This is a genomic window from Candidatus Rhodoblastus alkanivorans, assembly GCF_022760755.1.
Lineage (GTDB): Bacteria > Pseudomonadota > Alphaproteobacteria > Rhizobiales > Beijerinckiaceae > Rhodoblastus > Rhodoblastus alkanivorans.
Genome location: NZ_JAIVFP010000001.1, coordinates 3,830,408 through 3,856,289, shown reverse-complemented (window position 1 = coordinate 3,856,289; position 25,882 = coordinate 3,830,408). Strand labels below are relative to the sequence as shown.

General features: G+C 62.5%; 24 protein-coding genes, 1 tRNA gene and 2 pseudogenes. 14 read left to right on the top strand and 13 right to left on the bottom strand.

The window, feature by feature from the left end; translation table 11 throughout:
- Positions 1-4 precede the first annotated feature (4 nt).
- Positions 5-820 (top strand): TIGR00282 family metallophosphoesterase, encoded by an 816-nt coding sequence (locus K2U94_RS17920; protein WP_243068517.1) that lies wholly within the window; start codon positions 5-7, stop codon positions 818-820.
- A gap of 107 nt (positions 821-927) precedes the next feature.
- Positions 928-1,674, top strand: coding sequence for a YebC/PmpR family DNA-binding transcriptional regulator (locus K2U94_RS17915; RefSeq protein ID WP_243068516.1), 747 nt, complete (start codon positions 928-930; stop codon positions 1,672-1,674).
- 66 nt (positions 1,675-1,740) lie between these two features.
- Here K2U94_RS17915 and K2U94_RS17910 read toward each other — a convergent pair whose 3' ends face one another.
- Both K2U94_RS17910 and K2U94_RS17905 read right to left on the bottom strand, forming a co-directional pair.
- Positions 1,741-2,202 (bottom strand): hypothetical protein, encoded by a 462-nt coding sequence (locus tag K2U94_RS17910; protein ID WP_243068515.1) that lies wholly within the window; start codon positions 2,200-2,202, stop codon positions 1,741-1,743.
- Positions 2,203-2,359: 157 nt separating this feature from the next.
- Positions 2,360-4,261, bottom strand: coding sequence for a propionyl-CoA synthetase (locus tag K2U94_RS17905; protein ID WP_243068514.1), 1,902 nt, complete (start codon positions 4,259-4,261; stop codon positions 2,360-2,362).
- A 236-nt stretch (positions 4,262-4,497) separates the two neighbouring features.
- On the opposite strand from K2U94_RS17905, the gene K2U94_RS17900 reads away from it, so the two are divergent.
- From K2U94_RS17900 to K2U94_RS17885, 4 genes are all read left to right on the top strand, one after another.
- A complete protein-coding gene (locus tag K2U94_RS17900; RefSeq protein WP_243068513.1) occupies positions 4,498-5,811 on the top strand; it encodes a UDP-glucose dehydrogenase family protein in 1,314 nt (437 codons plus the stop codon).
- Positions 5,812-5,959: 148 nt separating this feature from the next.
- The gene (gene chpT / locus K2U94_RS17895) at positions 5,960-6,619 is read left to right on the top strand and encodes a histidine phosphotransferase ChpT (RefSeq protein WP_243068512.1); all 660 of its coding nucleotides are present in this window, start codon (positions 5,960-5,962) and stop codon (positions 6,617-6,619) included.
- A 94-nt stretch (positions 6,620-6,713) separates the two neighbouring features.
- Positions 6,714-6,803 (top strand) — tRNA-Ser (locus K2U94_RS17890).
- Between the two features lie 174 nt (positions 6,804-6,977).
- Complete coding sequence (locus K2U94_RS17885; protein ID WP_243068511.1) at positions 6,978-8,171, top strand: IS256 family transposase; 1,194 nt, start codon at positions 6,978-6,980, stop codon at positions 8,169-8,171.
- A gap of 32 nt (positions 8,172-8,203) precedes the next feature.
- Here the strand turns inward: K2U94_RS17885 and K2U94_RS17880 are convergent.
- Positions 8,204-9,144: pseudogene (locus tag K2U94_RS17880) on the bottom strand (IS3 family transposase); the annotation flags it as partial.
- A 438-nt stretch (positions 9,145-9,582) separates the two neighbouring features.
- Here K2U94_RS17880 and K2U94_RS17875 point away from each other — a divergent pair.
- The 3 genes and pseudogenes from K2U94_RS17875 (at position 9,583) to mntR (ending at position 12,914) form a co-directional block, all read left to right on the top strand.
- Positions 9,583-10,874, top strand: a pseudogene (locus K2U94_RS17875) (O-acetylhomoserine aminocarboxypropyltransferase/cysteine synthase family protein).
- A gap of 185 nt (positions 10,875-11,059) precedes the next feature.
- A complete protein-coding gene (locus K2U94_RS17870; protein ID WP_243068510.1) occupies positions 11,060-12,370 on the top strand; it encodes an Nramp family divalent metal transporter in 1,311 nt (436 codons plus the stop codon).
- Positions 12,371-12,515: 145 nt separating this feature from the next.
- On the top strand, positions 12,516-12,914 hold the full coding sequence (gene mntR / locus K2U94_RS17865) for a manganese-binding transcriptional regulator MntR (protein ID WP_243068909.1): 399 nt from the start codon (positions 12,516-12,518) through the stop codon (positions 12,912-12,914).
- 6 nt (positions 12,915-12,920) lie between these two features.
- Here the strand turns inward: mntR and K2U94_RS17860 are convergent, their stop codons facing one another.
- From K2U94_RS17860 to coxB, 8 genes are all read right to left on the bottom strand, one after another.
- A complete protein-coding gene (locus tag K2U94_RS17860; RefSeq protein ID WP_243068509.1) occupies positions 12,921-13,661 on the bottom strand; it encodes an SURF1 family protein in 741 nt (246 codons plus the stop codon).
- 1 nt (position 13,662) lies between these two features.
- Positions 13,663-14,025 (bottom strand): DUF983 domain-containing protein, encoded by a 363-nt coding sequence (locus K2U94_RS17855; protein ID WP_243068508.1) that lies wholly within the window; start codon positions 14,023-14,025, stop codon positions 13,663-13,665.
- A 100-nt stretch (positions 14,026-14,125) separates the two neighbouring features.
- On the bottom strand, positions 14,126-14,989 hold the full coding sequence (locus K2U94_RS17850) for a cytochrome c oxidase subunit 3 (protein WP_243068507.1): 864 nt from the start codon (positions 14,987-14,989) through the stop codon (positions 14,126-14,128).
- Between the two features lie 47 nt (positions 14,990-15,036).
- Positions 15,037-15,705 (bottom strand): cytochrome c oxidase assembly protein, encoded by a 669-nt coding sequence (locus K2U94_RS17845; protein WP_272884880.1) that lies wholly within the window; start codon positions 15,703-15,705, stop codon positions 15,037-15,039.
- A 3-nt stretch (positions 15,706-15,708) separates the two neighbouring features.
- The gene (locus K2U94_RS17840; protein WP_243068505.1) at positions 15,709-15,870 is read right to left on the bottom strand and encodes a hypothetical protein; all 162 of its coding nucleotides are present in this window, start codon (positions 15,868-15,870) and stop codon (positions 15,709-15,711) included.
- Between the two features lie 3 nt (positions 15,871-15,873).
- On the bottom strand, positions 15,874-16,800 hold the full coding sequence (locus tag K2U94_RS17835) for a heme o synthase (protein WP_243068504.1): 927 nt from the start codon (positions 16,798-16,800) through the stop codon (positions 15,874-15,876).
- Positions 16,801-16,856: 56 nt separating this feature from the next.
- Positions 16,857-18,542: a cytochrome c oxidase subunit I gene (ctaD, locus tag K2U94_RS17830; RefSeq protein ID WP_243068503.1), complete on the bottom strand. Its 1,686-nt coding sequence runs from the start codon at positions 18,540-18,542 to the stop codon at positions 16,857-16,859.
- A gap of 50 nt (positions 18,543-18,592) precedes the next feature.
- Positions 18,593-19,441 (bottom strand): cytochrome c oxidase subunit II, encoded by an 849-nt coding sequence (gene coxB / locus K2U94_RS17825; protein WP_243068502.1) that lies wholly within the window; start codon positions 19,439-19,441, stop codon positions 18,593-18,595.
- 350 nt (positions 19,442-19,791) lie between these two features.
- Between coxB and K2U94_RS17820 the strand changes: the two genes are divergently transcribed.
- The 5 genes from K2U94_RS17820 to K2U94_RS17800 all read left to right on the top strand — a co-directional run bounded on the left by K2U94_RS17820 (position 19,792) and on the right by K2U94_RS17800 (position 23,226).
- On the top strand, positions 19,792-20,322 hold the full coding sequence (locus K2U94_RS17820) for an invasion associated locus B family protein (RefSeq protein WP_425332534.1): 531 nt from the start codon (positions 19,792-19,794) through the stop codon (positions 20,320-20,322).
- Positions 20,323-20,397: 75 nt separating this feature from the next.
- Positions 20,398-21,534, top strand: a complete 1,137-nt coding sequence (gcvT, locus tag K2U94_RS17815; RefSeq protein ID WP_243068501.1) for a glycine cleavage system aminomethyltransferase GcvT — start codon at positions 20,398-20,400, stop codon at positions 21,532-21,534.
- Positions 21,535-21,549: 15 nt separating this feature from the next.
- Positions 21,550-21,927 carry a glycine cleavage system protein GcvH gene (gene gcvH / locus K2U94_RS17810; RefSeq protein ID WP_243068500.1) on the top strand — a complete coding sequence of 126 codons (378 nt, stop codon included), beginning with the start codon at positions 21,550-21,552 and terminating at the stop codon, positions 21,925-21,927.
- Between the two features lie 18 nt (positions 21,928-21,945).
- The gene (locus K2U94_RS17805; RefSeq protein ID WP_243068499.1) at positions 21,946-22,671 is read left to right on the top strand and encodes a tRNA-uridine aminocarboxypropyltransferase; all 726 of its coding nucleotides are present in this window, start codon (positions 21,946-21,948) and stop codon (positions 22,669-22,671) included.
- Between the two features lie 300 nt (positions 22,672-22,971).
- A complete protein-coding gene (locus K2U94_RS17800) occupies positions 22,972-23,226 on the top strand; it encodes a hypothetical protein (protein ID WP_243068498.1) in 255 nt (84 codons plus the stop codon).
- A gap of 195 nt (positions 23,227-23,421) precedes the next feature.
- On the opposite strand, the gene K2U94_RS17795 is transcribed toward K2U94_RS17800, so the two are convergent.
- Together K2U94_RS17795 and K2U94_RS17790 are read right to left on the bottom strand one after the other, a co-directional pair.
- Complete coding sequence (locus tag K2U94_RS17795) at positions 23,422-23,976, bottom strand: hypothetical protein (protein WP_243068497.1); 555 nt, start codon at positions 23,974-23,976, stop codon at positions 23,422-23,424.
- A gap of 603 nt (positions 23,977-24,579) precedes the next feature.
- Positions 24,580-25,491, bottom strand: coding sequence for an IS1595 family transposase (locus K2U94_RS17790; protein ID WP_243068496.1), 912 nt, complete (start codon positions 25,489-25,491; stop codon positions 24,580-24,582).
- Positions 25,492-25,882: the final 391 nt, after the last annotated feature.

Genomic DNA, 25,882 nt, shown 5'->3' with positions numbered 1-25,882 from the left:
CTTCATGCGTCTCCTTTTCATCGGCGACGTGGTCGGACGCGCCGGCCGCGCGGCCGTCGTCGAACATGTCCCGGCCCTGCGCCGCCAGTTTGCGCTTGATTTCGTCGTCGCCAATGGCGAAAACGCGGCCGGCGGTTTTGGCATCACCGAGGCCATTGCGCAGGAATTCCTGGGCGCCGGCGTCGATTGCGTCACGCTCGGCAATCATTCCTTCGATCAGCGCGAAGCTCTGGTTTTTCTTGAACGCGCGCCGCATGTGCTGCGTCCGGTCAATTATCCCGCCGGCACGCCGGGGCGCGGGTCCTGGCTCTACGAGACCGCGGCGGGCGAGCGGGTGCTGGTGGTCAATGTCATGGGCCGGGTCTTCATGGACGCGCTCGACGACCCCTTCGCCGCGGTGGAAAAGGAGCTTTCCGCCTGTCCGCTTGGCGTTGGCTGCGACGCCGTGATCCTCGATATTCACGCCGAAGCGTCGAGTGAGAAACAAGCGATGGCCCATTTCTGCGACGGGCGCGCGTCGCTCGCCGTCGGCACCCACACCCATGTGCCGACCGCCGACTGGCGCATTCTCGCCCATGGAACCGCCTTCCAGAGCGATGCCGGCATGACGGGGGATTATGATTCGGTGATCGGGATGGACAAGGAGGAGCCGATCCGCCGCTTCACCCGCAAAACGCCGGGATCGCGTTTCGAGCCCGCTGACGGTCCCGCGACGCTCTGCGGCCTGTTCGTCGAGACCGGAGCCGACGGATTGGCGAAGCGCGTCGCGCCGGTGAGGGTCGGCGGGACCTTGGCCCAGGCTCTGCCCGAGGCCGGATAAGCTTTCCTCCATCTTTTCACCGCGCGCAGGCGCGATTATAAGGCGCCGTCGAATTTTTCGCTCGCCGCCGCCGGCGATACGGGCGCATTTGAACAGCAGGGACGAAAATGGCCGGGCATAGTCAGTTCAAGAACATCATGCACAAGAAGGGCAAGCAGGACGCCATCCGCTCCAAGCTCTTCTCCAAACTGGCCCGCGAAATCACCGTCGCCGCGAAAATGGGCATGCCCGATCCGGCGATGAATCCTCGCCTGCGTCTTGCCGTGCTCGCGGCGCGGGCCGAAAACATGCCCAAGGACAATATCGAGCGCGCGATCAAGAAGGCTTCCGGCGGCGACAGCGAGAATTATGACGAAGTCCGTTACGAGGGCTATGCGCCAGGCGGCGTCGCGGTGATTGTCGAGGCGCTCACCGACAACCGCAACCGCACCGCGGGCGAAGTGCGCTCCTATTTCACCAAGGCGGGCGGGGCGCTCGCCGAAACCGGCGCGGTTTCCTTCATGTTCGACCATGTCGGCCAGATCGAATATGACGCCGAGGTCGCGAGCGAGGACGACATGATGGAGGCGGCGATCGAGGCCGGCGCCGAGGATGTCGCCACCACCGAGGATGGCCACGAGATCACCACCTCGCTGGAAGGTCTCGCCGAGGTCTCCAAGGCGTTGGAAGCGACCTTCGGCGAGCCGAAAAAATCCAGGCTGATCTGGCGGCCACAGAACACCATCGCGGTGGACGACGAGGCCGGCGAGAAGATTTTGAAACTGATCGGCTCGCTCGAAGACAATGACGACGTTCAGAACGTCTACGCCAATTTCGAGATCTCCGACGCGCTGGTCGCCAAAATGGGCGGCTGAGGCTTCCGACCTCGCAAAAAGAAAAACCCGCCGCAGGCCTTTGCAGCGGGTTTTTCTTTGCGTCGGTCAGGCGACCTGGACGTCGGGCTTGGGCGCGAGCCTCTCCACGCCCATCGCCCGCATCAGGCAGGCGCGGGCGAAGGCGAGCAGTTCCTCCGGGCAATGCGCGGCGCGCTCCAGCACCTGGGTGAGCAGTCGGAAACAGGCGGGGTTCAGCCGGGCGTCGTCGCCGCCGAGCCATGTGATCAAATGCCGCGCGGCGCCGACGCCGACGTCGTGGCCGGCATAATCCTCCACGAACCAGGCGCTCAGCGTTTCGGCGAAAAAATCGCCCCATTCCGGGCAGGACGGCAGGCCGGCGCGGGCGAGGGCGAAGAGGGACTCGGCCTCGCCGGGCGAGAGTTCGGCGTGGTTCCGGCAGAATCTCGCCAAAGCGGCGACGTCCTCTTCCTGAATCCGGTTCCGCCTGGCGACGAACTGGCAGATCAGAGGAATGATTTCGGGGTCGCGTTCTTTCCTGGAAGCCATAGCATCCTCGCCGGTCAATTTGTCGGCGACGCTAGGTCGAGGCGAATTGACGATCCGCTAACGCGGCGTGCAATTCGCGCGGCTTGTTTAATCGGCGCTTAATGAAAAATCGGAAGGAGGCCCCGGCGGCGCGCCGCCGGGGCCGATGCCGGCGGCGTCAAAATCCCTTGGTCTGCAAGGCGGCCATGATTTCGTCCATGATCGCCGGATCGTCGATGGTCGCGGGCATGGTCCAGGGGTCGTGGTCGGCGATCTTCTTCATCGTCCCGCGGAGAATCTTGCCGGAGCGGGTTTTCGGCAGGCGATTGACGGTGATCGCGATCTTGAAGGCGGCGACGGGGCCGATCTTGTCACGCACCAGCTTGACCAGATCCTTCTCGATCTCGATCGGCGACCGGGTCACGCCCGATTTCAGCACCACGAAGCCGCAGGGCTGTTCGCCCTTGAGTTCGTCCTTGACGCCGATGACCGCGCATTCGGCGACGTCGGGATGCGAGGCGAGCACCTCTTCCATGCCGCCGGTCGACAGGCGATGGCCGGCGACATTGATGATGTCATCGGTGCGGCCCATGATATAGAGATAGTTGTCCTCGTCGATGAAGCCGGCGTCGGCGGTCTTGTAATAGCCGGGGAATTCGGTGAGGTAGCTCTCCTTCATCCGCTCGTCCTGCTTCCACAGGGTCGGGAGGCAGCCAGGAGGCAGCGGAAGCTTCACCACGATCGAGCCCATCTTGCCGGCCGGCACCTGATGGCAGCCTTCGTCCACGATCTGGACGTCATAGCCCGGCATGGCGACGGTCGGCGATCCGTGCTTGACCGGCAGGGCGCCGAGACCGATCGGATTGCCGGCGATGGCCCAGCCCGTCTCGGTCTGCCACCAATGGTCGATCACCGGCACGCCCAGAATCTTCTCCGCCCAGGCCACCGTGTCCGGGTCGGCGCGCTCGCCGGCCAGGAACAGGGTGCGCAAGCTCGTCAAATCATATTTCTTAACGTGCTCGGCGTTCGGGTCTTCCTTGCGCACGGCGCGGAAAGCGGTCGGCGCGGTGAAGAGCGCGGCGATTTTATATTCTTCGATCATGCGCCAGAAAGCGCCGGCGTCGGGCGTGCCGACCGGCTTGCCCTCGTAGACCACTGTGGTCGCGCCATAGAGCAGTTGGCCATAGAGTATGTAGGAATGGCCGACCACCCAACCGACGTCCGAGGCCGCCCAGAACACTTCGCCGGGCTCGATCCCGTAAAGATTCTTCATCGTCCAGCACAGGGCGACGGCGTGGCCGCCATTATCGCGCACCACGCCCTTCGGCACGCCCGTCGTGCCGGAGGTGTAAAGAATATAGAGCGGGTCGGTCGCCGCCATTTCTTCGGGCTTGACCGTGCGGCCTTCCGCCAGCGCGGGGACGACCATATCCCCCCAGTCGAAGTCGCGACCGCCGATCATCTCGGCCTTTTCCTGCGGACGCTGGAGCAGGAGGACCTTTTCCGGCTTGACCGCGGCGAGCTCGATCGCCTCGTCGAGCAGCGGCTTGTATTTGACGACGCGGTTGGGCTCGATGCCGCAGGAGGCGGTGATGATGACCTTGGGCTGGGAATCGTTGATGCGCGTGGCCAGTTCCTTGGCGGCGAAGCCGCCGAACACCACAGAATGGATGGCGCCGATGCGGGCGCACGCGAGGACGCCAATCACCGCCTCGGGAATCATCGGCATATAGAGCAGGACGCGGTCGCCCTTGACGACGCCGAAATCCTTCAACACCGCCGCGACAGCGTTCACTTCCGCCAGCAATTGCGCAAAGGTGAAGGTGCGCTTCATGCCGGTGACAGGGCTGTCGTAGATCAGCGCGGCCTGCTCGGCGCGGCCGTTCTTCACGTGGCGGTCGACCGCATTGTAGCAGGTGTTGAGCGTGCCGTCGGGGAACCAGCGGCCATAGACGCCCATGTCCGGGTCGAAGATCTTTTGCGGCGGCTTGATCCAGTCGATCGCCTTGGCCGCTTCGGCCCAAAACGCGCTCGGGTCCTTGATCCAGGATTGATAGACTTCTTGATAGCGGCTGGCCATGTTTCCCCTCGCTCCCGTTGTTCTTGCGCGCGCCGCCATGCGGCGAATTGCGCGAAAAGTGCGCCGGAATGGCCGCCAAGTCCAGAATGTGGCGCTCAATCCTTAGGCTAATGGGGCGCGGTCGCCCTTTTTGTCGTAACTCTCCCTCATGTTGCAAAACTGTCGCCTGGGTCTAGTAGTGGCCGACGCCTGCAGGCCGGGCGATTCCGGCGCGTTTTTCGTCCAGGGAGATTGCCTTGCGCCTCGCCATTATCGGAAGCGGTTATGTCGGCCTGGTTTCGGGGGCGTGTTTTTCCGATTTCGGCCATTCCGTCGCCTGCGTCGATCTGGACGAGGCCAAGATCAAGGCGCTTGAAGCCGGCGTCATGCCGATCTATGAGCCGGGGCTCGATCAGCTTGTCGAGCGCAATGTCCGCGATGGGCGCCTCGCCTTTTCCACCGACCTGAAAACGTCGGTCGCGGGCGCCGACGCCGTCTTCATCGCGGTGGGCACGCCGTCGCGGCGCGGCGACGGCCACGCCGATCTTTCCTATGTCTATGCCGCCGCCGCCGATGTGGCCCGCGCCGCGACCGGGCCCCTGGTTGTGGTCACCAAATCGACCGTTCCGGTCGGCGCCGGCGACGAGGTCGAGCGCATTGTGCGCGAGTCGCGTCCCGATCTCGACATCCACGTCGCCTCCAATCCCGAATTCCTGCGCGAGGGCGCCGCGATTTCGGATTTCAAACATCCCGACCGAGTGGTGGTGGGCGTGGAAAGCGAACGCGCGCGAAATGTGATGGCGGCGATCTACCGCCCGCTGGCGCTCAATGGCCTGCCCATGGTCTTCGTCGCCCGCCGCACGGCGGAAATGATCAAGTATGCCGCCAACGCCTTCCTCGCCACCAAGATCACCTTCATCAACGAGATCGCCGACCTGTGCGAGGCGGCGGGCGCCAATGTGCAGGACGTCGCGCGCGGCATCGGCCTCGACGGCCGCATAGGGTCGAAATTTCTGCACGCCGGCCCGGGCTATGGCGGGTCGTGCTTTCCTAAGGACACGGTCGCTTTGGTCAAGACCGGGCATGACTTTGAGGCGCCTCTGCGCATCGTCGAAACCGTGGTCAGCGTCAACGACCAGCGCAAGCGGGCCATGGGCAGAAAAATCATCGCCGCCTGCGGCGGCGCGGTGCGGGGGAAGACCATCGCCCTGCTTGGCCTGACCTTCAAACCCAATACCGACGACATGCGCGAGGCGCCGTCTCTCGCCATCGTCCAGGCCCTGCTCGACGCGGGCGCCCGGGTGCGCGGCTATGACCCGGCGGGCATGGAGCAGGCGCGGGCGCTGATGCCGGAAGTGGATTACGCCGCCAGCGCCTATGATTGCGTCGAAGGCGCCCATGCCGTGGCGCTGTTGACCGAATGGGACGAATTCCGCGCGCTCGACCTCGGCCGGATCAAAACGCTGCTGGCCGAGCCGGTTCTGGTCGATCTGCGCAATGTTTATCCTGTCGGCGAAGCCGAGCGTTATGGGCTGAACTATGTCAGCATTGGCCGCCCGGGGGCGCGCTGAGACGGTTGCGGCAACCACTTGTTAAGCAAGTTCGGTAAGGCTTGCGGCGAACCTGCGCGCGCCGGAATTTGGTTTCCGGCGAAAGCGGGCTAGACTTTATGCTCGCCGCACTGTTTTCCCTTTCTGATTCGTCGTCCGGAACCCGATCATGAACATTCTCGCGCTTGAACCGCTCGATCTCGCCGCCCTCGTGGCCTCGCGGGTGTGCCATGACGTCATCAGCCCGGTCGGCGCCATCGTCAACGGGCTGGAGGTTCTGGAGGAGGACAAGGACGAGGGCATGCGCGAATTCGCCCTCGACCTGATCCGCAAGAGCGCCAAGGCGGCCTCGGCCCGGCTGCAATTCTGCCGCCTCGCCTTCGGCGCCGCCGGCTCGGCGGGCGCCGCGATCGACACGGGCGACGCCGAAAAGGTGGCGCGCGGCCTGTTCGCCGACGACCGCACCCAGTTGAACTGGGAGTCGCCGCGGGTGTTCATGCCCAAGAACAAGGTCAAGCTCGTGCTCAACCTGTGCCTGATCGCCGCCGCCTGCATTCCGCGCGGCGGGGTGATGAACGTCTCGATCGAGGGCGAGGGCGACGACGCGCGCATGAGTGTGACGGTCAAGGGTCCCAATCTCAAGCTTGCGAGCCATGTCGCCGACCTGCTCGAAGGCCGCTCCGAGAGCGGCATGGTGGACGCCCATGGCATCCAGCCCTTTTTCACCGGCCTCGTCGCGCGCTCCTGCGGCATGGCGGTTCAGGTGGCGGCGAGCAGCGAGGATGTCACGCTGAGGGCCGCGCCCGAGGCGCCCGCGGCCGGCGCGTGAAACTTTTGCGAAAGCGGGGCGCTTCGCCTTGCGCTGGCGCGACAGGCGGCTATAAAGGCGCCTGATTTCGCCCGGCGCGTCGCGCCGGGACGACGGAGGGGTGGCCGAGTGGTTGAAGGCGCACGCCTGGAAAGTGTGTATACGGGAAACCGTATCGCGGGTTCGAATCCCGCTCCCTCCGCCAGCTACGTTTTTCAGCAAAAAGTGGTAGCGTCCACGAAGGTGGTGGAGATTTCTGAGTGAAGCCGGCGGGCGGAGCTCCGCTTAGCGGAGCCCGCCGGCGGGCCGGGGCGGTCACCGCGCCCTCTTCGGTTATGGTCGAGTTGCTGAAGCTTGACCCCACCGAAACGAGGACATGATGACCGACGACACAATGGCATTTCTTCATCAACTGCGCGAGCGCGGCGGGGAGGACCTCCTGAAGGACCTCGCCGAAGCGGTGTTGCAGAAGCTGATGGATTTTGACGTCGACAACCTGATCGGCGCCGGACGCTACGAGCGTTCAGATGTGCGCACGACGCAGCGCAACGGCTATCGCCCGCGCGAACTCGACACCCGGCTCGGCACGCTGGAACTCAAAATCCCGAAGCTGCGCAAGGGCAGCTATTTTCCTGGCTTCCTCGAACCGCGCAAGACCGCCGAGCGCGCGCTTGTCGCCGTCATTCAGGAGGCCTGGATCCAGGGCGTTTCGACACGCAAGGTCGACGATCTCGTTCAGGCGATGGGCATGTCGGGCATCTCGAAAAGCCAGGTGTCGAAGCTCTGCGAGGACATCGACGAGCGGGTGAACTCGTTCCTTGATCGCAAGCTCGAAGGCGAGTGGCCCTATCTTTGGCTCGACGCGACCTATCTGAAAGTGCGCGAGAACGGCCGGATCGTCTCGGTCGCCGCAATAATAGCCACAGCGGTGAACGGCGAAGGGCGGCGTGAGATCATTGGGCTCGGGCTGGGGCCGTCGGAGGCGGCGGTGTTTTGGCTCGGCTTCCTGCGCTCGCTGGAAAGCCGCGGCCTCAAGGGCGTCAAGCTGGTCATCTCCGATGCGCATGAAGGCCTGAAAGCGGCTATCGCCCAAGTCTTCAAGGCGAGTTGGCAGCGTTGCCGGGTGCACTTCATGCGCAATGCGCTCGCTCATGTTTCCAAAGCGCATCATGGCATGGTGTCGGCGGCGATCCGCTCCGTCTTTGCCCAGGAGGATCAGGCCGCTGCGTCACGGACCTGGCGCCAGGTCGCCGACCAATTGCGGGCGCGATTTTCGCGGCTGGCCGATATGCTGGACGCCGCCGAGGCCGACGTGCTCGCCTTCATGGCGTTTCCCCGCGCGCATTGGCCGAAGCTGCATTCCACCAACCCGATCGAGCGCCTCAACAAGGAGGTGAAACGGCGCGCCGACGTGGTCGGCATTTTCCCCAACGAAACTTCGATCAGGCGGCTCGTCGGCCCCATCCTGCTCGAACAAAATGATGAGTGGCAATTACAGCATCGCTACATGAGCCTGGAGACGATGGCCGGCCTCGCCGACGAAGCCGCCGCGCCGCCAAAAATCGCAGCCTGAGAAGAGGCGCAACGACCGCCCCACAATTTCCACCACCTTGACGGACGTGACCGGCGATTGACCGGGCCAAAGCGATATTCGACGGCGCTGACCATCAGGTCGCGGATGTCCTCGCCCTTGACGCCCGCCGTCGTGGCGACATGGCCGAGGGCTTCCCGGTCGCAGCAATCAAGCGCGAAGGCGACGCGGACTTTTTCGGCATTGTCGCAAGCGATCTCGAAGCCGTCGGAACACCAACGCAGGTTGGAGCGCAGAACGGCGATCTTGCCGTCATGCGGGCGGTTTTCGCCGCCGCCGGCATGACGTTGAAGCAACAGGCCGTGCGCCCTCATCACCCGATAAACCCGCTTGCGGTTGACCGGCGCCGCGCCCTCGGCGCGTCTTTTGCGGCGCAGGTCGGCCCACACGCGGGCGTAGCCCCAGGACGGCTGTTCGGCGATGATCCCCTTGATCTCGCAGAGCAGATCGTCTTCCGGCAGGGGCGGTCGGCCCATGCGTTTGGCCGCGCCGCCGGCAATGCGCGCGGCGACATTCGAGCGGGCGACGCCGAGGGTTTCGCAGACGGCCTTCATCGCGAACCGTCCCGTGGATTGAGCGTCGGCAGCGACAACGACCGCAACATCCGTTTTTTTGAGCCTGCGGCGACTTCAAGCGCCTCTTTGAGGATTTCGGCCTCCATCGACTTCTTGCCGAGCAGGCGCTGCAGTTCGCGCACCTGGTCGACCAAAGCCCTGTAGGCGGACGCCGGAACGACGTCCTCCTCGGCCTGCGTCGCGGTCAGGGCGCCTTGGTTCGCCAGCCGCCGCCAGGTGAACAGCTGATTGGGGGCGATGCCGTGACGGCGCGCGACAAGGCTAACCGTCATGCCCGGCTCCATCGTCTCGGCAATGATCGCCAATTTCTCCGCCGACGTGCGCCGACGCCGTCGTTCTCGGCCCGGCAGGACCTCACTCTTCGGATTGTCACCAGTCATAAACACGACATTACTCCTACCTCTCAGCGAAGTGGGAGTGCCTGTCCGGCGACTTACGGGGCTATTTCAGCGTCCATGAGAATGATCGCGATTTGGGCCACTCGTGCTCTCGGCTCGACTATCGTAGCGTGATGGCGAAAAAATAGTGATCATCGCTATCGGTCGCGGCCCGCCATAGAGCTGGCTCGGGGAATCTGAACAGATCGATAGGCGGCTTTTCTGCCTGGCAGCGACGGCGACGAGGGCGCGGAGCTTTTCGCTTGCGGCGCCCGCCCGGTCCTCCGCACCCCGCGGGGGAGCGCTGCGTCGGACGAATTAGCTAACGCGATCGTCTTGAATCGTTCGGCCGAGGGCTTGCCCTTCATGGCGTCGGCGTCGCAATCTCGGGCGGCTCGGGCCGATTCCAGCCAAGCGCATAAAAATTCTTGAGGAAACGCCATGGCGGTCGAGACCAAGAGGCCCGAAACCATCGTTCTTCACGCCGGCTGGCGCGCCAATCCGGCGACCGGCTCGGTGGCGCCGCCGATCTACCAGACCACCAGTTACCAGTTCCGCGACACCGAGCACGCCGCCAATCTCTTCGCCCTGAAAGAGCTGGGCAATATATACACCCGCCTGGGCAATCCGACGACCGACATCCTCTAGCAGCGCCTTGCCGCGCTCGAAGGCGGCGCCGCCACGCTCTGCGTCTCGTCGGGCCAGCGGCCTCGGCTTACGCGTTGCAGAACATCGCCCGAGTCGGCGACAATGTCGTCTCCTCGACCGATCTTTACGGCGGGACCTGGAACCTGTTCGCCAATACGCTGAAGGATCAGGGCATTGAGGTTCGTTTCGTCGACCCGAGCGACCCGGAAAACTTCCGCCGCGCCACCGATGGTCGAACCCGAGCCTATTACGCGGAGACTTTGCCTAATCCCAAGCTGGCCGTCTTCCCCATCGCCGAAGTGGCGGCCATCGGCCGGGAATTCGGTATTCCGCTGATCATGGACAATACCGCCGCGCCGATTCTTACGCGGCCGCTCGAACATGGCGCGGCGGTGGTGGTCTATTCCACCACCAAATTCATCGGCGGCCATGGCGCGGCGATCGGCGGCGCCATCGTGGACGGCGGCAATTTCGACTGGGAAAAATTTTCGGAGCGCCAGCCCGCGCTCAACACGCCCCACCCTCCCTACCACGACGCCATCTGGACCGAAGCCGTGAAGCCGATCGGGTCGGTCGCCTATATCATCAAGATCCGCACCACCCTGCTGCGCGACCTTGGCGCCGCGCCCTCGCCCTTCAATTCCTTCCTGACCTTGCAGGGGCTCGAAACCCTGCCCTTGCGCATCGAGCGCCACTGCCGGAATGCGACCGCCGTCGCCGCCTGGCTGGCGAAACGGCCGGAAATCGTCAAGGTGATCCATCCCTCGCAGCAGACCGGCGAGACCGGGGCGCGCGCCGACAAATTTCTGAAAGGCGGCTATGGCGGGCTGCTCGGCTTTGAGCTTGCCGGCGGCGCAGCGGCGGGGAAGAAATTCATCGACGCGTTGCAATTGTTCTATCACGTCGCGAATATCGGCGACGCCCGCAGCCTGGCGATCCATCCGGCCTCGACCAACCATTCCCAGCTTGCCAAGGAGGCGCAGCTCGCCACCGGCGTCTCGCCCGGCAATGTGCGGCTGTCGATTGGGCTGGAGCATATCGACGACATTCTCGCCGATCTCGACCAGGCGCTGAAGGCGATTTGACTTCGGCGCGACCGTCCTCGCCGGCGGCGCGCCCCCGCAATCCATAAATCCGACCTATCCACACAGCGACGGAAGCGGGCTGCTTCCGTCGCGCCTTGGCGCAGGCTATGCAAATGCTCTCAAACATGGGGTATTGACATAAATATAGCTATGGCTATATCTCCTGATCAAGCTGGAGAGACGCCATGATCCATGCGGCGGCGCCGCAAACGTTATCGGACCGCACCGTCGTCCAAATTCGGGAAGTGCTGGCGGGGCGGCGCGGCGGCCTGCGGTCGGTCCCACTGTTCGCGGGACCGGCGGTGATCGCCTCGATCGCTTATGTGGACCCCGGCAATTTCGCGACCAACATCCAGGCCGGCGCCGGCTTTGGCTATGCTCTGCTGTGGGTCGTGGTCATGGCCAATCTGATCGCCATGCTGTTCCAGGCGCTTTCGGCCAAGCTCGGCATCGTCACCGGCAGCAATCTTGCCGAAATGTGCCGCGACCGGTTCCCCGCGCCCGTGCGCTACGCTGCCTGGATCGTCAGCGAAATCGCAGCGATGGCCACCGACCTCGCGGAATTCCTCGGCGGCGCGATCGGCCTGTCGCTCCTGTTCCATATGCCGCTGCTCGCCGGCATGGCGGTGACGGCGGTTGTCACCTATGGCGTTTTGATGTTCGAGGGACGCGGTTTCCGGCCGATGGAGTTGATCATCGGCGCCTTCGTCGCCATCATCGGCCTTTGCTATCTCGCCGAAATGTTCATCGCGCCGGTGGATTGGGGGCGGGTGGGCCTCGGCGCGATCCTGCCATCCATGCCGGACACCAAGGCCTTGACGATCGCCGTCGGCATCGTCGGCGCGACGGTCATGCCGCACGCCGTCTATCTTCATTCCGGGCTGACGCAGCATCGGGCGCCGGCGCGCAATGATTGCGAGCGCGGCAAGTTGGTCCGCTTTTCAAACTGGGAATGCGTCATCGCGCTCGCCATCGCCGGAGCGGTTAATATGGCCATGGTGATCATGGCATCCGCCGCCTTCCATTCGGGCCATGCCGATGTCGCCGAAATACAGACCGCCTATCACACCCTGACGCCGCTGCTGGGCGGGGCCGCAGCCGGCGTTTTCCTCGTCTCCCTGATGGCGTCTGGCATTTCGGCGTCGGCGGTCGGGACCATGGCCGGGCAGATGATCATGCAAGGCTTCGTCGGCTTCCGCATCCCGATCTGGCTGCGTCGCCTCGTCACCATGCTGCCGTCCTTCGTCGTCGTGCTGCTGGGCGTCAACGCGACCCACGCACTGGTCTATAGCCAGGTCGCACTGTCCTTCGCCTTGCCGGTACCGATGATCGCTCTGGTCCTATTCACCCGCGATCGGACCGTCATGGGCGAATTCGCCAATGGCCGGCTGACCGATATCGCGGCAATCGTTGGGACCATCGTCATCATCGTCCTGAACGTCGTGCTGCTGCTCCAGGCCTTCAATGTCGCTATTCCGGGGCTGTTGGCCGGCTGATCCGCCCGGCGAGGGAGAAATTTCCGCGCGCGGGCATTATGGTTCGCGCTATGATTCATCGCGCGAACGCCATGGATGAAGGTGAGCCGCCGTGACCAAACCGTCAGTGTCCGACGACCGAGCCTCGTCCCCGACCGCCGCTGGGATGCGCGCCGAGGCTTTTCAGAAAAGCCGCGACGACCGGCGGATCGAGCTCAAGGAAGACTATGTCGAGCTCATCGCCGATCTGATCGAACAGGAAGGCGAAGCGCGGCAGACCGACATTGCGCAGCGTCTCGGCGTGACCCAGCCGACTGTCGCCAAAATGCTCAAGCGCCTCGCCGACGAAAATCTTGTCACCCAACGCCCCTATCGCGGCGTCTTCCTGACCGAGGAAGGCCAGCGCCTGGCGGCGGTGACCCGGCGCCGGCACGAAGTCGTCGAGGCCGTCCTGCTCCGCCTCGGCGTCGATCCGGACGCCGCGCGCAAGGACGCCGAAGGCATCGAGCATCATGTCAGCGAAAGAACGCTCGAGGCTTTCGAACGCTTCCTGACCAAGGCCTGAGGCGCGTCAACGCGCGCTTTCCCGCCTCTCCTTGCGCCAGATATAGGCTCCGGCGACCGTGATGAGCGTCGCGGCGAGAGCGAACCAGGTCAGGGCATAGGACAGGTGGTTGTTGGGAATATTGATTACGGTCGCGCCGCCTTTCGGCCAGCCGCCGGGGTTGGGCGCAGCGTCGGCGTCCACGCTGAAGGGCGCGGCGGACATGAGCCTCCAATGGGCGGCGAGGGCCTTCGGGTCGCGCGTGAACCAGAGATTTTTGTCCGGCTCGTCGGCGGGGGTGAAAAGATTGCGACCCTCCGGCCGGCGCATCAGGCCGAAGATCTCGACCTCGCCGGCGACCTCGCCCGCGGCCCGCTTTTTCGGGTCCTTCAGCTCGTCGGGCACGAAGCCGCGATTGACGAAGACCACGCCGCCGCTGTCGAGCTTGAGCGGGGTGACGACCTCGTAGCCGGGGCCGCCGCCCGCCGCGCCGTCGGCGCTGGCGCGAAACAGATAGGATTCCTTGGCGTGATCGAAAACGCCGCGCAGGCGGACGTGGCGATAGTCGTAATCCTCGGGTTTCAGTTTTGGCCATTCGCCGCGCGGCGGCAGGGGCGCGGGCTGCGCGTCGCGGCGGGTGGCGATTTCCGCGAGCAGATTCTCCTTCCAGGCGAGGCGATGAAGCTGCCAGACGCCGAGGCTCGACAGCAGCGCGACGCCGACCAGAGCCGAGAACAGCAGAACGAAATGGCGGCGCAGCAGGCCCATTCTAATCTTTCAGCCGGCCTTCTTCGGCCTTGTGATGATATTGGGCGGCGACCATGAAGCCTTTCAGGGGCCGCAGCAGGCCGAGGCAGATCGCGATCGTCAGCGGGAAAAAGATCGCGACATAAACCCATAGCGGCGGTTCATAGGCGACTTCGAGCCACAGCGCCAAGGCCACGACCACGAAACCGGCGAGCAGCGTGACGAAAACCGCCGGGCCGTCGCCCGCATCGGCGAAGGAATAATCGAGGCCGCAAGCGTCACAGCGCGGGGCGAGCTCTAAAAACCCGTCGAATAATTTGCCGCGGCCGCAGCGCGGACATTTGCCGCCGATCGCCGCCCAGACCGGGAAGTTTTTGTTTGCCATGGCTTATTCTCGCGGGCGAGTTGGGCGGCAACGCGGCGCCCGGGAAAAGAAAACCGGCCCGAAACGGGTTCGGGCCGGGAAAGAATGGCGTCGCTACGGATTATTCCGGCGCGATGACCGCGCCCCAGCTGCCCCAGACATAGATGCAGGTGAACAGGAACAGCCAGACCACGTCCACGAAATGCCAGTACCAGGCGGCGAATTCGAAGCCGAGATGCTGTTTCGGCGTGAATTGGCCGGCATTGGCGCGAATCAGGCAGACGATCAGGAAAATCGTGCCGACGATGACGTGGAAACCGTGGAAGCCGGTCGCCATGAAGAAGGTCGCGCCATAGATCGAATTTTTGAAGCCGAAAGGCGCGTGGATATATTCATAGGCCTGAACGGCGGTGAAGGTCATGCCGAGCAGGATGGTCAAAGCGAGACCTTTTTTCAGGCCCTCGCGATCATTTTGGAGCAAGGCGTGATGCGCCCAGGTCACCGTCGTGCCTGAGGTCAGCAGGATCATGGTGTTGATGATCGGCAGGCGCCAGGGGTCGATGGCCTCAATGCCCTTTGGCGGCCAATGGCCGCCGGTGAAGGCGGCGCGGGCATATTCGATCTTCTCGCCGGGGAAGAGGCTCGCGTCGAAAAAGGCCCAGAACCAGGCGACGAAGAACATCACTTCCGAGGCGATGAACAGGGTCATGCCATAGCGGTGGCTGAGCTGGACCACGGGCGTGTGGTCGCCGCCCTCGGCCTCCTTGATCACGTCGACCCACCAGAAGGCCATGATCGCGAGCAGGCCGATGAAGCCGGTTCCGAAGATCATGCTGCCGAGCTTCAGCCCGCCCAGTTCGAGATGATGCATCCAGAAAATAAGGCCGACCGCCGTAAGGAAGGCGAACATCGAACCGAGCAGCGGCCATGGACTGGGCGCGACGAGATGGTAATCGTGGTGAGGCTTGGCGTGACCGTTGGCCATGTTCGTCTCCTCCTGGCGCCCCTTTTTGGCGACGCCTCGTTCTTTGTTCAGCTCTTTCCTGGCGTGGCCGGGGCGTCGGCGGCGCCGGTCTTCGTCGGTTCCGCTTTGGTCGCGTTCGGCGGCGCAAAAAAGGTGTAGGACAGGGTGATCGCGTCAACCGTGTCCATCGTATCGTCCTGCTTAAGCTTGGGATCGAGGAAGAAAACGACGGCCCATTCGGCAGTTTCATGAGGCCCGAGGCGCTCGGCGTTGAAACAGAAGCATTGCAGCTTGTCGAACCAGGAGCCCGCCTGGTCGGGCTGGACGTTGAACCGCGCGACGCCCTCGGTCGCGTGGTCCGACAGATTGGTCGCGCGGAAAAAGACGGTGGTCGTGTCGCCGGCGCGCACTGAAATTTGCGGCGTTTCCGGCTCGAAGCGCCAGGGGAGGCCGGGCGCGACATTGGCGTCGAAACGCACGACGAAGACTCGGCCGCCACGCGTCTTAGGCGCCGCCGACGCCCTTTGGGTCGTTCCGGCGAAGCCGGTGGCGGAACAGAAGCGCTTGTAAAATGGATAAGCGGCGAAGGACAAGACCAGCATCGTCAGCGGCACGAGGCCTATGGCGACGCCGGTTCGCCAAGTCGGCGCGGGTTTGGAAGTCGGCGCGGGTTTGGAAGTCGGCGCGGGTTTCGACGTCGGCGCCGATTTTCTGGGGGGAGTGGATTGCGGCGCCATGACTCAAAAGGGCTGCTGGAAGACGTGCGGCCCGAGCCGGACGATGGTGAGCACGTAGAAGATCGCCACCAGAGCGGCGACGGCGAGGGCGATGGCGACATTGCGTTGGCGCCGGCGCCGTTCCTGTTCGGGCGTCAGGGCTTTGTAAATGATTTCGGTCGGCACGGCTCAGGCTCCCATCCAGAACGTCGCCAAGCGCTCGACGACCAGCACGGCGAAAAGGGTGAAAAGATAAAGGATCGAAAAGCCGAAATTGCGCATCGCGGTCTTGCGCGCCAGCGTCCCCTCGCGGCGGCGGAACACCGCGACGGCGCCGACGACCATGCCGACGCCGCCGAGCGTTGCCGCGATCCCATAGGTCGGGCCGGTGAAGCCGAAGAACCAGGGCAGGATTCCGATCGGGGCGAGCAACAGCGAATAAAGCAGGATTTGGCGGCGGGTGGCGTCCTCGCCCCAGACATTGGGCGCCATGGGCACGCCGGCACGGGCGTAATCACCGGTCTTGACCAGAGCCAGCGACCAGAAATGCGGCGGCGTCCAGACGAAGATCAGGGTGAAAAGGAGCAGGCTCGACATGCTGAGCGAACCGGCCGCCGCAGCATAGCCTACCATCGGCGGCAGGGCGCCCGCGGCGCCGCCGATCACGATATTATGGGGCGTCGCCCGCTTCAGCCACATCGTATAGATGACGACATAATAGAAGATGGTGAAGGCGAGCAGGCCGGCGGCGAGCCAGTTGGCGGCGAGGCCGAGCGTCAATACGGCAAAGGCGGCGAGCACGAGGCCAAAGGCGAGGGCCTCGCCGCGCGTCAGGCGACCGGCGGGAATCGGACGGCCGGCGGTGCGCGCCATCAGGCGGTCGATATCGGAATCGTACCACATATTGAGCGCGCCCGACGCGCCGGCCCCGACCGCGATCGCCAGCAGCGAGATCGCGCCGATCACCGGATTGATCGGATGGGGCGCCGTCAGCATGCCGGCGAAGGCGGTGAAGACCGACAGCGACATGATGCGCGGTTTGAGCAGCGCGACATAATCGGAGGGGCTCGCGCCGGAGGCGGAAAGCTCAAGACTTCTGTCGCTGACGAGGCTCATGGGCGTTACTCGGTGCAATCAGGGGCGGGGAGCGCTTCCGCCCCCCGCTGTCGACGTCAATGGGCCGATTCGGCGATGTGGGGCAGTTCGTTGAATTGGTGGAACGGCGGCGGCGAGGACAGGGTCCATTCCAGAGTCGTCGCGCCCGGACCCCAAGGATTGTCGCCGGCCGGGACCTTGCGCTTGAAGGCGTCGTAGATCGCGTAGAAGAAGATCACGAGCGAGCCGCCGGCGATGAAGGAGCCGATCGACGACACCTCGTTCCACAGGTGGAAAGCATCGGGATAATCGATATAGCGGCGCGGCATGCCGGCGAGGCCGAGGAAGTGCTGGGGGAAGAACGTCAGATTGATGCCGACGAACAGGACCCAGAAATGGATCTTGGCCAGGCGCTCGTCATACATATAGCCGCTCATTTTCGGGAACCAGTAGTAGAAGGCCGCGAAAATGGTGAAAACCGCGCCGAGCGACATGGTGTAGTGGAAATGCGCGACGACATAATAGGTTTCGTGCAGGGCGCGGTCCACGCCGGCGTTGGCGAGCACCACGCCGGTGACGCCGCCGACGGTGAACAGGAAGATGAAGCCGATCGCCCAGACCATCGGCGCACGTAAGCTGATCGAGCCGCCCCACATGGTCGCGATCCAGGAGAAGATCTTGATGCCGGTCGGCACCGCGATGACCATGGTGGCGAAGACGAAATAGCGCTGGGTGTTGAGCGACAGGCCCACCGTGTACATGTGGTGCGCCCAAACGGCGAAGCCGACGACGCCGATCGCCACCATCGCATAAGCCATGCCGAGATAGCCGAAGATCGGCTTGCGCGAGAAGGTCGAGATGATGTGGGAGATCACGCCGAAGCCCGGGAGGATTAGGATATAGACTTCCGGATGGCCGAAGAACCAGAACAGGTGCTGGAACAGGAGGGGATCGCCGCCGCCGGCCGGATCGAAGAAAGTGGTGCCGAAATTGCGGTCGGTGAGCAGCATGGTGATGGCGCCGGCGAGAACCGGGAGCGCCAGCACCAGCAGGAAGGCGGTGACGAGGATCGACCAGGCGAACAGCGGCATCTTGTGCAAGGTCATGCCGGGCGCGCGCATGTTGAAAATGGTGGTGATGAAGTTGATCGCGCCGAGGATCGACGAGGCGCCGGCGAGATGCAGCGACAGGATCACGAAATCCATCGCCGGGCCCGGGGTGCCGACATTGGACGAGAACGGCGGATACATCACCCAGCCGCCGCCGAAACCCTTCATGCCCGGCGAGCCTTCGAAGAACATGGACATCAGGAGGAGGGTGAAGGAGGCCGGCAGCAGCCAGAACGAAATATTGTTCATGCGCGGGAAGGCCATGTCCGGCGCGCCGATCATGATCGGGACGAACCAGTTGCCGAAGCCGCCGATCAGCGCCGGCATGACCATGAAGAAGATCATGATCACGCCATGGGCGGTGATGAACACATTGTAGAGATTCTTGCCGGCGTCCAGGGCCATGGACGGGTCGGTCCCTTGCAGGATATGGGCGAGTCCCGGGAAGATCTGGATGCCGGGATACATCAGCTCGGCGCGGATCGCCATCGACAGAAGCCCGCCGATCACGCCGGTGGTCATGGCGAAGATCAGATAAAGCGTGCCGATGTCCTTGTGATTGGTCGAGAAGAGATAGCGCCGCCATCCGGTCGGGTGGTCGTGGGCTTCGTCATGGACATTGGCGGCCTGGAAGTGGGAATCGCTTGCGGACATCGCATCATCCTCGAAAAGCGTTGGACGGGCCGCGGACGGGCCCGCCGCCGTCAATGGGCGTCGGGCGTGTTCAGTTTCCGCGCGTCTTGAATTTGCGCGAATTGGTCACGCGACGGCGCGGCGGCGAATTGCTTCTTCGCCTGGGCGAGCCATTTGTCGTAGGCCTGCTGGCTGACGACGTGGAACTCGATCGGCATGAAGGCGTGGTCCTTGCCGCAGAGCTTGGAGCACTGGCCGTAATAGACCCCGACGCGCTCGGCCTTGAACCAGGTTTCGTTCAACCGGCCCGGCACCGCGTCGATACGTATGCCGAAAGCCGGAACCGTGAAGGAATGGATGACGTCTGAGGACGTGACCTGGACGTGGATGATTTTGCCGACCGGCACCACCGCCGCGTTATCCACCGAGAGCAGGCGAATCTGGCCCTTGGCCGGGTTGATCTGATCGTCGGGGATGATGAGCGAATCGAAGCTGAAGCCACCCTGGTCCTTGGGATAGGAATAGGACCAATACCATTGGTTGCCAGTGACCTTGATCGTCACGTCCGGCTTCGGGATCACCAGCTGATTGGTGAGGAGTCGGAACGAGGGCACCGCGATGAAGACGAGAATGAGGACGGGAATCACCGTCCAGGCGACTTCCAGCAGAGTGTTGTGCGTCGTGCGCGACGGCTGGGGATTGGCCTTTTCGTTGAAGCGGTAGACGACGTAAATCAGCAGCGCCAGAACGAACAGGCAGATCAGGATGGTGATCGGCAGCAGAATTCCGTTGTGGAAGGCGTGGACTTCGTCGGCGATCGGCGAGTTCGACATTTGCAGGCCCATCTCGCCGGGGGCAGGCCGTCCGTCGCCGGGGGGCTGGACGGGAAGCTGCTCCGCGAAAGCCCGAGCACCGGACAAAAGGGTCAGCCCAGCCACAAGCGCGGCGCTCCGGCCCGCTCTTATCGGCCAAAAATTCCTGTACGCCGGCAATAGACCGGACCCCAAGCAAGCCAAGCGCATGGTTGTTGCACTCCCTGAAACGCGATCTTTGGATCGACGTTTTCCGACTTGTCGGTCGGATTTTTAATTAGCCCAAGCGAAACACAAAGTTTGACCTAGATCAATATCAATATGCGGCCGGAGCGATCAGTAAAGCTTTGCCCGCGACATTCTGTCGCGCCTCGCGTGGCGCTTGACAGGCGCAACCCTTTTGATAGGCCTGTCCGAGCCTGAATCTTTCGCCCACGCCGGGGCGAATCGGAGGAATTATGGCGTTCGACCGCAACGGCCCACCTCGGGCCGGCCTGTTTCTTCACACGATGTTCGTCGCCGCCTTTTTGAGTTTCGGCTTCTGGGGCCCCGCTCAAGCGCAGGGCGCGGTCAAAGGCAAATTCGGCGACTGGCAAATGCGCTGCGAGACCCCGCCCGGCGCCTCCCGCGACCAATGCGCGCTGATGCAGAGCGTCGCGGCGGAAGACAAGCCGAATGTCAATCTCGTCGTGATCGTGCTGAAGACGGCCGACGGCAAGAGCCGGCTTTTGCGCGTGATCGCGCCGCTCGGCGTGCTGCTCCCCTCCGGACTCGGCCTGAAGATCGACAAGGCCGACATCGGACGCGCGGGCTTCGTGCGCTGCCTGCCCTCGGGCTGCATCGCAGAGGTCGTGATGGAGGACAAGCTGCTCAACCAGCTCGAAACCGGCAAGACCGCGACCTTCATCATTTTCCAGACGCCGGAGGAGGGCATCGGCATTCCTTTGGCCCTCAACGGCTTCAAGGACGGTTTCGAAAAACTGCCCTGATCGGGGCGCCTCGAGCCGGAGCCGCGAATCGCCCGCGCTCCGGCCCAGTTGGACGGCGATCACTGGAGGGGGCGCATGACGTCGGAACTCGGACAGGCTCCCGCCCGCACGCCGCTTTACAACCGCCATCTTGCCCTCGGCGGGCGGATGGTCGATTTCGCCGGCTACGCCCTGCCCGTCAATTACAGCAAGGGCGTGCTCGCCGAACATCTTTTCACCCGCCAGAAAGCCGGCCTGTTCGACGTCTCCCATATGGGGCAGGCGATTCTTTCAGGGCGCGACGCCGCGCGCCGGCTGGAGAGCCTCGTTCCGGGCGATATCCTTGCCCTGGAGCCGGACCGCATCCGCTATACCCAGTTCACCAATGACGAGGGCGGGATTCTCGACGACCTCATGGTGACCCGGCTCGCGCCCGTCGATGCGGACGAAAGGCTCTTTCTCGTCGTCAACGCCGCCTGCAAACAGGCCGATTTCGCCCATCTGCGCGCGAAACTCCCCGAATTGCGGCTCGACGTGCTGGAGGGCTGGGCGCTGCTCGCTCTCCAGGGGCCTGCGGCGGCCTCCGTCCTGGAGCGTCACATTCCCGGCGTCTCAAGTCTCCCCTTCATGGCGCGGGGCGAATTTTTGTGGCGCGGCGCCGAACTGGCGATTTCCCGCTCCGGCTATACCGGGGAGGACGGCTTCGAAATTTCCCTGCGCGGCGAGGATTCGCGCCCCTTCGCCGATGTCCTGCTGCTGGAGGAGGATGTCGAGCCGATCGGCCTCGGCGCCCGCGATTCGCTGCGCCTCGAAGCCGGCCTCTGCCTCTACGGCCATGATATCGATACGACCACCAGCCCGATCGAAGCGGGCCTCGCCTGGTCGATCTCGAAGCGCCGGCGCGCGGAAGGCGGTTTTCCCGGCGCGGCGCGGATTACGAATGAGTTGGTCGGCGACCTGGCGCGCCAGCGCGTCGGCCTGGCGCTGGAGGGCAGGGCGCCCGCGCGCGAAGGCGCGGAGATCGCCAATGCCGAGGGCGTGGTCATCGGCCGCGTCACCTCGGGCGGCTTCGCGCCCTCGCTCGGTCGGCCGATCGCCATGGGTTACGCGCCGCCCGCTTTCGCCCTGGAAGGGACGGTCGTGAATCTGATCGTGCGCGGAAAACCGCTTCCCGCGCGGGTCGTTGCGCTGCCCTTCGTGCCGAACCGCTATCATCGTCCCGCCAAAGCCTGAGCGTCGGAGTTCTTCATGGCTGAAATGCTTTTCACCAAGGATCACGAATATATCCTCGTCGAGGACGGCGTCGGCCGGGTCGGGATCACCCGTTTCGCTCAGGGGCAACTCGGCGACATCGTCTTCGTCGAACTCCCCGAACCGGGCGTCCAGCGCAAGAAGGGCGAGGAAACCGCGGTGGTCGAGAGCGTGAAGGCCGCGAGCGAGGTCTATGCCCCGGTCGGCGGCGAGGTGGTCGAGGTCAATGCCGATCTCGCCGACCATCCGGCTTTGGTCAATGAAGACCCCCATGGCGACGGCTGGTTCTTCAAGATCAGGATCGCCGATACGTCCGAGCTTTCCGGCCTCCTTGACCAGAGCGCCTATGACGCTTTCGTCGCGACGCTTGCCTGAACGAGGATCGAGCGGCGCATGACCCCATCCGACGCGCCCCCGCTCTGCCCGCATTGCGCCAAGCCGGATTTTCTGTGCGTGTGCGGCGAGGTCGAGGCAATCGACAATCGCGTCGCTTTGCTCATCCTCCAGCATCCGCAGGAGCAGGACCGGCTGCTTGGCACTGCGCGCCTCGCCCTGCGCGCGCTGAAAAACGCGCAGCTCAAAATCGGCCTGTCCTGGCCGAGCCTCGCCAAGATTCTGGGACGCGACGCCGATCCGTCCGAATGGGCGATTCTGCATCTCGGCGCAGGGCACGCCAGGAATTTTCCGTCCGATCGGGAATTGATCGCGCTCGACAAGACGGGCGCGCCACTGCCGGATCAGGACAGGGCGCTCAAGGGGCTCAAGGGCGTGGTGATTTTCGACGGCTCCTGGGCGCAGGCCAAGACTCTTTGGTGGCGCAACCCTTGGGTGCTCAAGGCCAAAAGACTGGCGCTCAACCCGCGAAAATCCTCGCTTTACGGCGCCTTGCGCCGCGAACCCCGGCGCGAGGCGCTCTCGACCATCGAGGCGGCGGGCCTGGCGCTATCGCGGATGGAAGGAAGGCCGGAGATCGAGACGGCTTTGCTCAAGGATTTTTCCGCCATGCTCGACAAATATCGCGCCGCACTGGCGAGCGGCGCCGTGACGCCGCCGGCGCCGTCGCGCCGGCCGGGTCCGCCCCGGCGCAGGCCGAGGAAACCGGCGCCGCCCGCCGCGTGATTTGACTGTGGCCGTTCGCATTTACGCGCGAAGAAGCGCCTCAGGCCTTTGGGCGAAAGCGGCGAGGGGTGGAAATGTTTTGGACAGGAAAAATCCATTCGGTTTTTCGGTGTTTTTGTTCGCGTTATGTTCCATGTGAAACATCGGGGACCTATATACGAGTGTGACCCGACTGTGCACGCGGCCAAAATGACCTAAAAGGGATTCCCTCCATCTTATATTATATGATAGAGTGCGCTTTGCGCGTAGGCTTCGATTCTGGGCAAATGTCAAGGGGTAAAATGCATGGTGTCCGCAAAAATGAAAGCCAAGATCGTCCGGGTTCTGGTTGAGGCGGATGGTGACATGTTTTTTGCCACCAGCCCCGATCTGAAAGGATTGCTTGTTGCCGCTACGACCTTAGAAAAAATGGATATTGCGGTTTCTAAAGCGATTCATGATTTATATCTCGCATGTGGGTCTGACGTCGTTGTGTCAAAGGCTGATGATGGTGACGATCAATTTGAGCCGTGGGTTGCGTTCCCGGCTGAACTCGTGAAAGCGGCTATCTGCTAATCGTCTAGTCCAAAATCGGTTGGGTTTTCCCCACACTTTTTAATCAATCGTATTGCCGCTCTTCTGACTTGGTCTGGCGTTTCCAGTTCATTAGGATCTGGTACGGTTATAGATTGTCGGTCCCTATCCCAATAAACTGAATGAACTATTTTGTCGCGGGTAAGACCAAGCCGTTTAACGATGGCGTAATATTCATCAACGGTCATCATCATCGTCCCCGACTGCCGCGTAATTGGCGCCGTCTTCCGAGGGCGGTGGCTCTATGATTGCACCCTCCATATCTAACACTCTTTGCGCTTCTGTATCCGTCGCTGGATCGTACCCAGCTGGCGGATAGGGAATTGATGCAAGCCAATAGCCGTGATTGAGCAAGTTTCTAAATATCCTCCTGTTTCTCCACAGGATGGTTCCAAGATACCTGGGTTTGTCTTCGCTGGGAATTTCTACGCCGCGACGCTCCAATTCCACAACGAAGTCCGGACGGCTTAGAGGCCTGCCCGCTTCCATCAAAACTGCTTTCATAAGTTCTACGAAATCGGCCGGCCTTCCCCTTTTCCGCGCTGACGATTCTTCTGCGGGGGATGTCGACGCATTGCCCTTGATTATCACTGCATCGACCGAGTCAGACATGACTAGCGGCGATTGGATGGCAGAGAATTTGCTGTGCAACCTAATGAAAATGTTGATTTCTTCTAATTCTCTTTCAAGTTCGGATTTGCGGCGAAGCGCATTTGATAACGTCTTGTCCATAGCCGAACCCCTCGTTGAATATGGTTTATAGCACGAGGGGTTCTGAAATTCAAATCTGGATTCCGTTAACCACAATTTTTAAGGATTCGTTAACCATGCATTTCCGTGTGCGCGATACGTTCCCCGCGCTTGAACCCTGACGCTGAATCGTTTAGTGTGATCTTTGGCAGGGTCGCGAAACGCGTCCGGCCCAGAATGGTGTTGCAACCACCATTCTGGGCCGGGTTTTGCGGGTCCACCAAAACTTGTGAGGTGCCTGGTGGGTGAGCGGGGTCCGCCCGTAATCGCGTAATAAGTATATAGGATCACGACTCCTTGTTCAAGGCTCCAATCATAGGAGCTGAATATGGTCTACGTAACTGACTACACTCGCATTCGTTACGGGCGCATCGAGCATGTCAGGAGCCACTATCGCTCACTTCCCAAGTGAGCCTTTTGGTTTAGCGACTCGCCGCCGGGGGCTTTCCTCCGGCGGTTTTTTTGTTTTTGACCGCGCGATCCCATCTTCGACTTCTTTCGGGTCTGTCCGAGCAAACCGGCCCAAAGCTTCCCCAAAGCTCATATCGAGCCTGAGCGGTGGCTCCAACTTTTTCCCCTTATTGGTCACGCGATCAGTTCCCGATAGCGAAGACGGCCCTCGACGCAGGCGAACAGATCATTCATGCGCGGCGACGGCTTCATGTCGCGGCGATTATAGCGCCAAGCCATTTCATTCGCGTATTTTTGCAAATGTTTGGGTGAAACCCAATGATGAATTCCGACGATCTGGCGCTTCAAGAGCGCCCAAACAGACTCAATCGAATTCGTGTGGAAGCCGTCGCGGGCATATTCGCCCTTCTTATGGTTGATGGTGATATGGACATAATCACGTTCGAGCCCTCTGAATTCGCCACCTTCGTCAGTAACGAGGATCGAACCCTGCTCGACGTTCGGAAGGATTACGTCCTGCGTCGTCCCGATCTTGCGGTTCTCGGTATGGGCAATGCGAAGCTCGCCCCCAGTCTCCACGACGCCGAGCAACGTTTCCATCTTGGCGCCGCCATGCGAACCGACCTCGCGTTTATCGGCGTGTTTATTGTGCTGTTTGCCTCCGATATAGGTGGTATCGCTTTGGACCTCGCCTTTGAGCGGCGCATTGAACGAATTCGTGCGGGCCGCGTGGCGCAGGCGATGCAGGACAAACCACGCGGACTTCTGAGTGATTTTCAGATCCTTGGCGAGCGTAACAGAGGCGATGCCCTTCGGGTGATTGGTAATCATCCAAATAGCCATGAACCATTTGCGGAGCGGGAGTTTCGTATCCTCAAAGATGGTCCCTACCTTGATCGAAAAGCGAGCCTTGCAGTCGCCGCATTTAAACGTCTTACGGTCGCTGAAGTGATAAATCTTGTTGGCGCCGCAGTGGGGGCAGAATTCACCGTCAGCCCAGCGAATCGCGCGAAGATGGTTGATACAAGCCTGTTCGTCCTTGAATGCGTCCATCAGATCAAAGAGGCTGTCGAAATTCGTGACCACGGCGCGTCTCCCCCATTGAGAAGACTCTAGGCCTTTTTTGGATTTAGGTCAAGCACGTATATAGGTCCCAAACATCGGCGATGAAAAGCCGCGCGGGCGACGGGGAGGGGGCAAGACGCCGTTTTCACATAAGGGATTGTTGGGGCGATGAATTTTATGGTTGCGGCGGACCGCTGGGCGCGCGCTTTTGAAAATTTCGGCGCGCGCGAACATTTTTTGGCGTCGTGCGACGTCCTTGCAACCTGAGGGTTGCAGATGTGGAAATGGGGTGAAAATCGATCGGTTTTTGCGCGAAATCGACCAGAAATCGTAAAAAATATCTTCTTTTTTCACAGTTTTTGACCGGGTTTGACAACCGGAGATTGAAATATGAACGGCGATGACTTTTGCG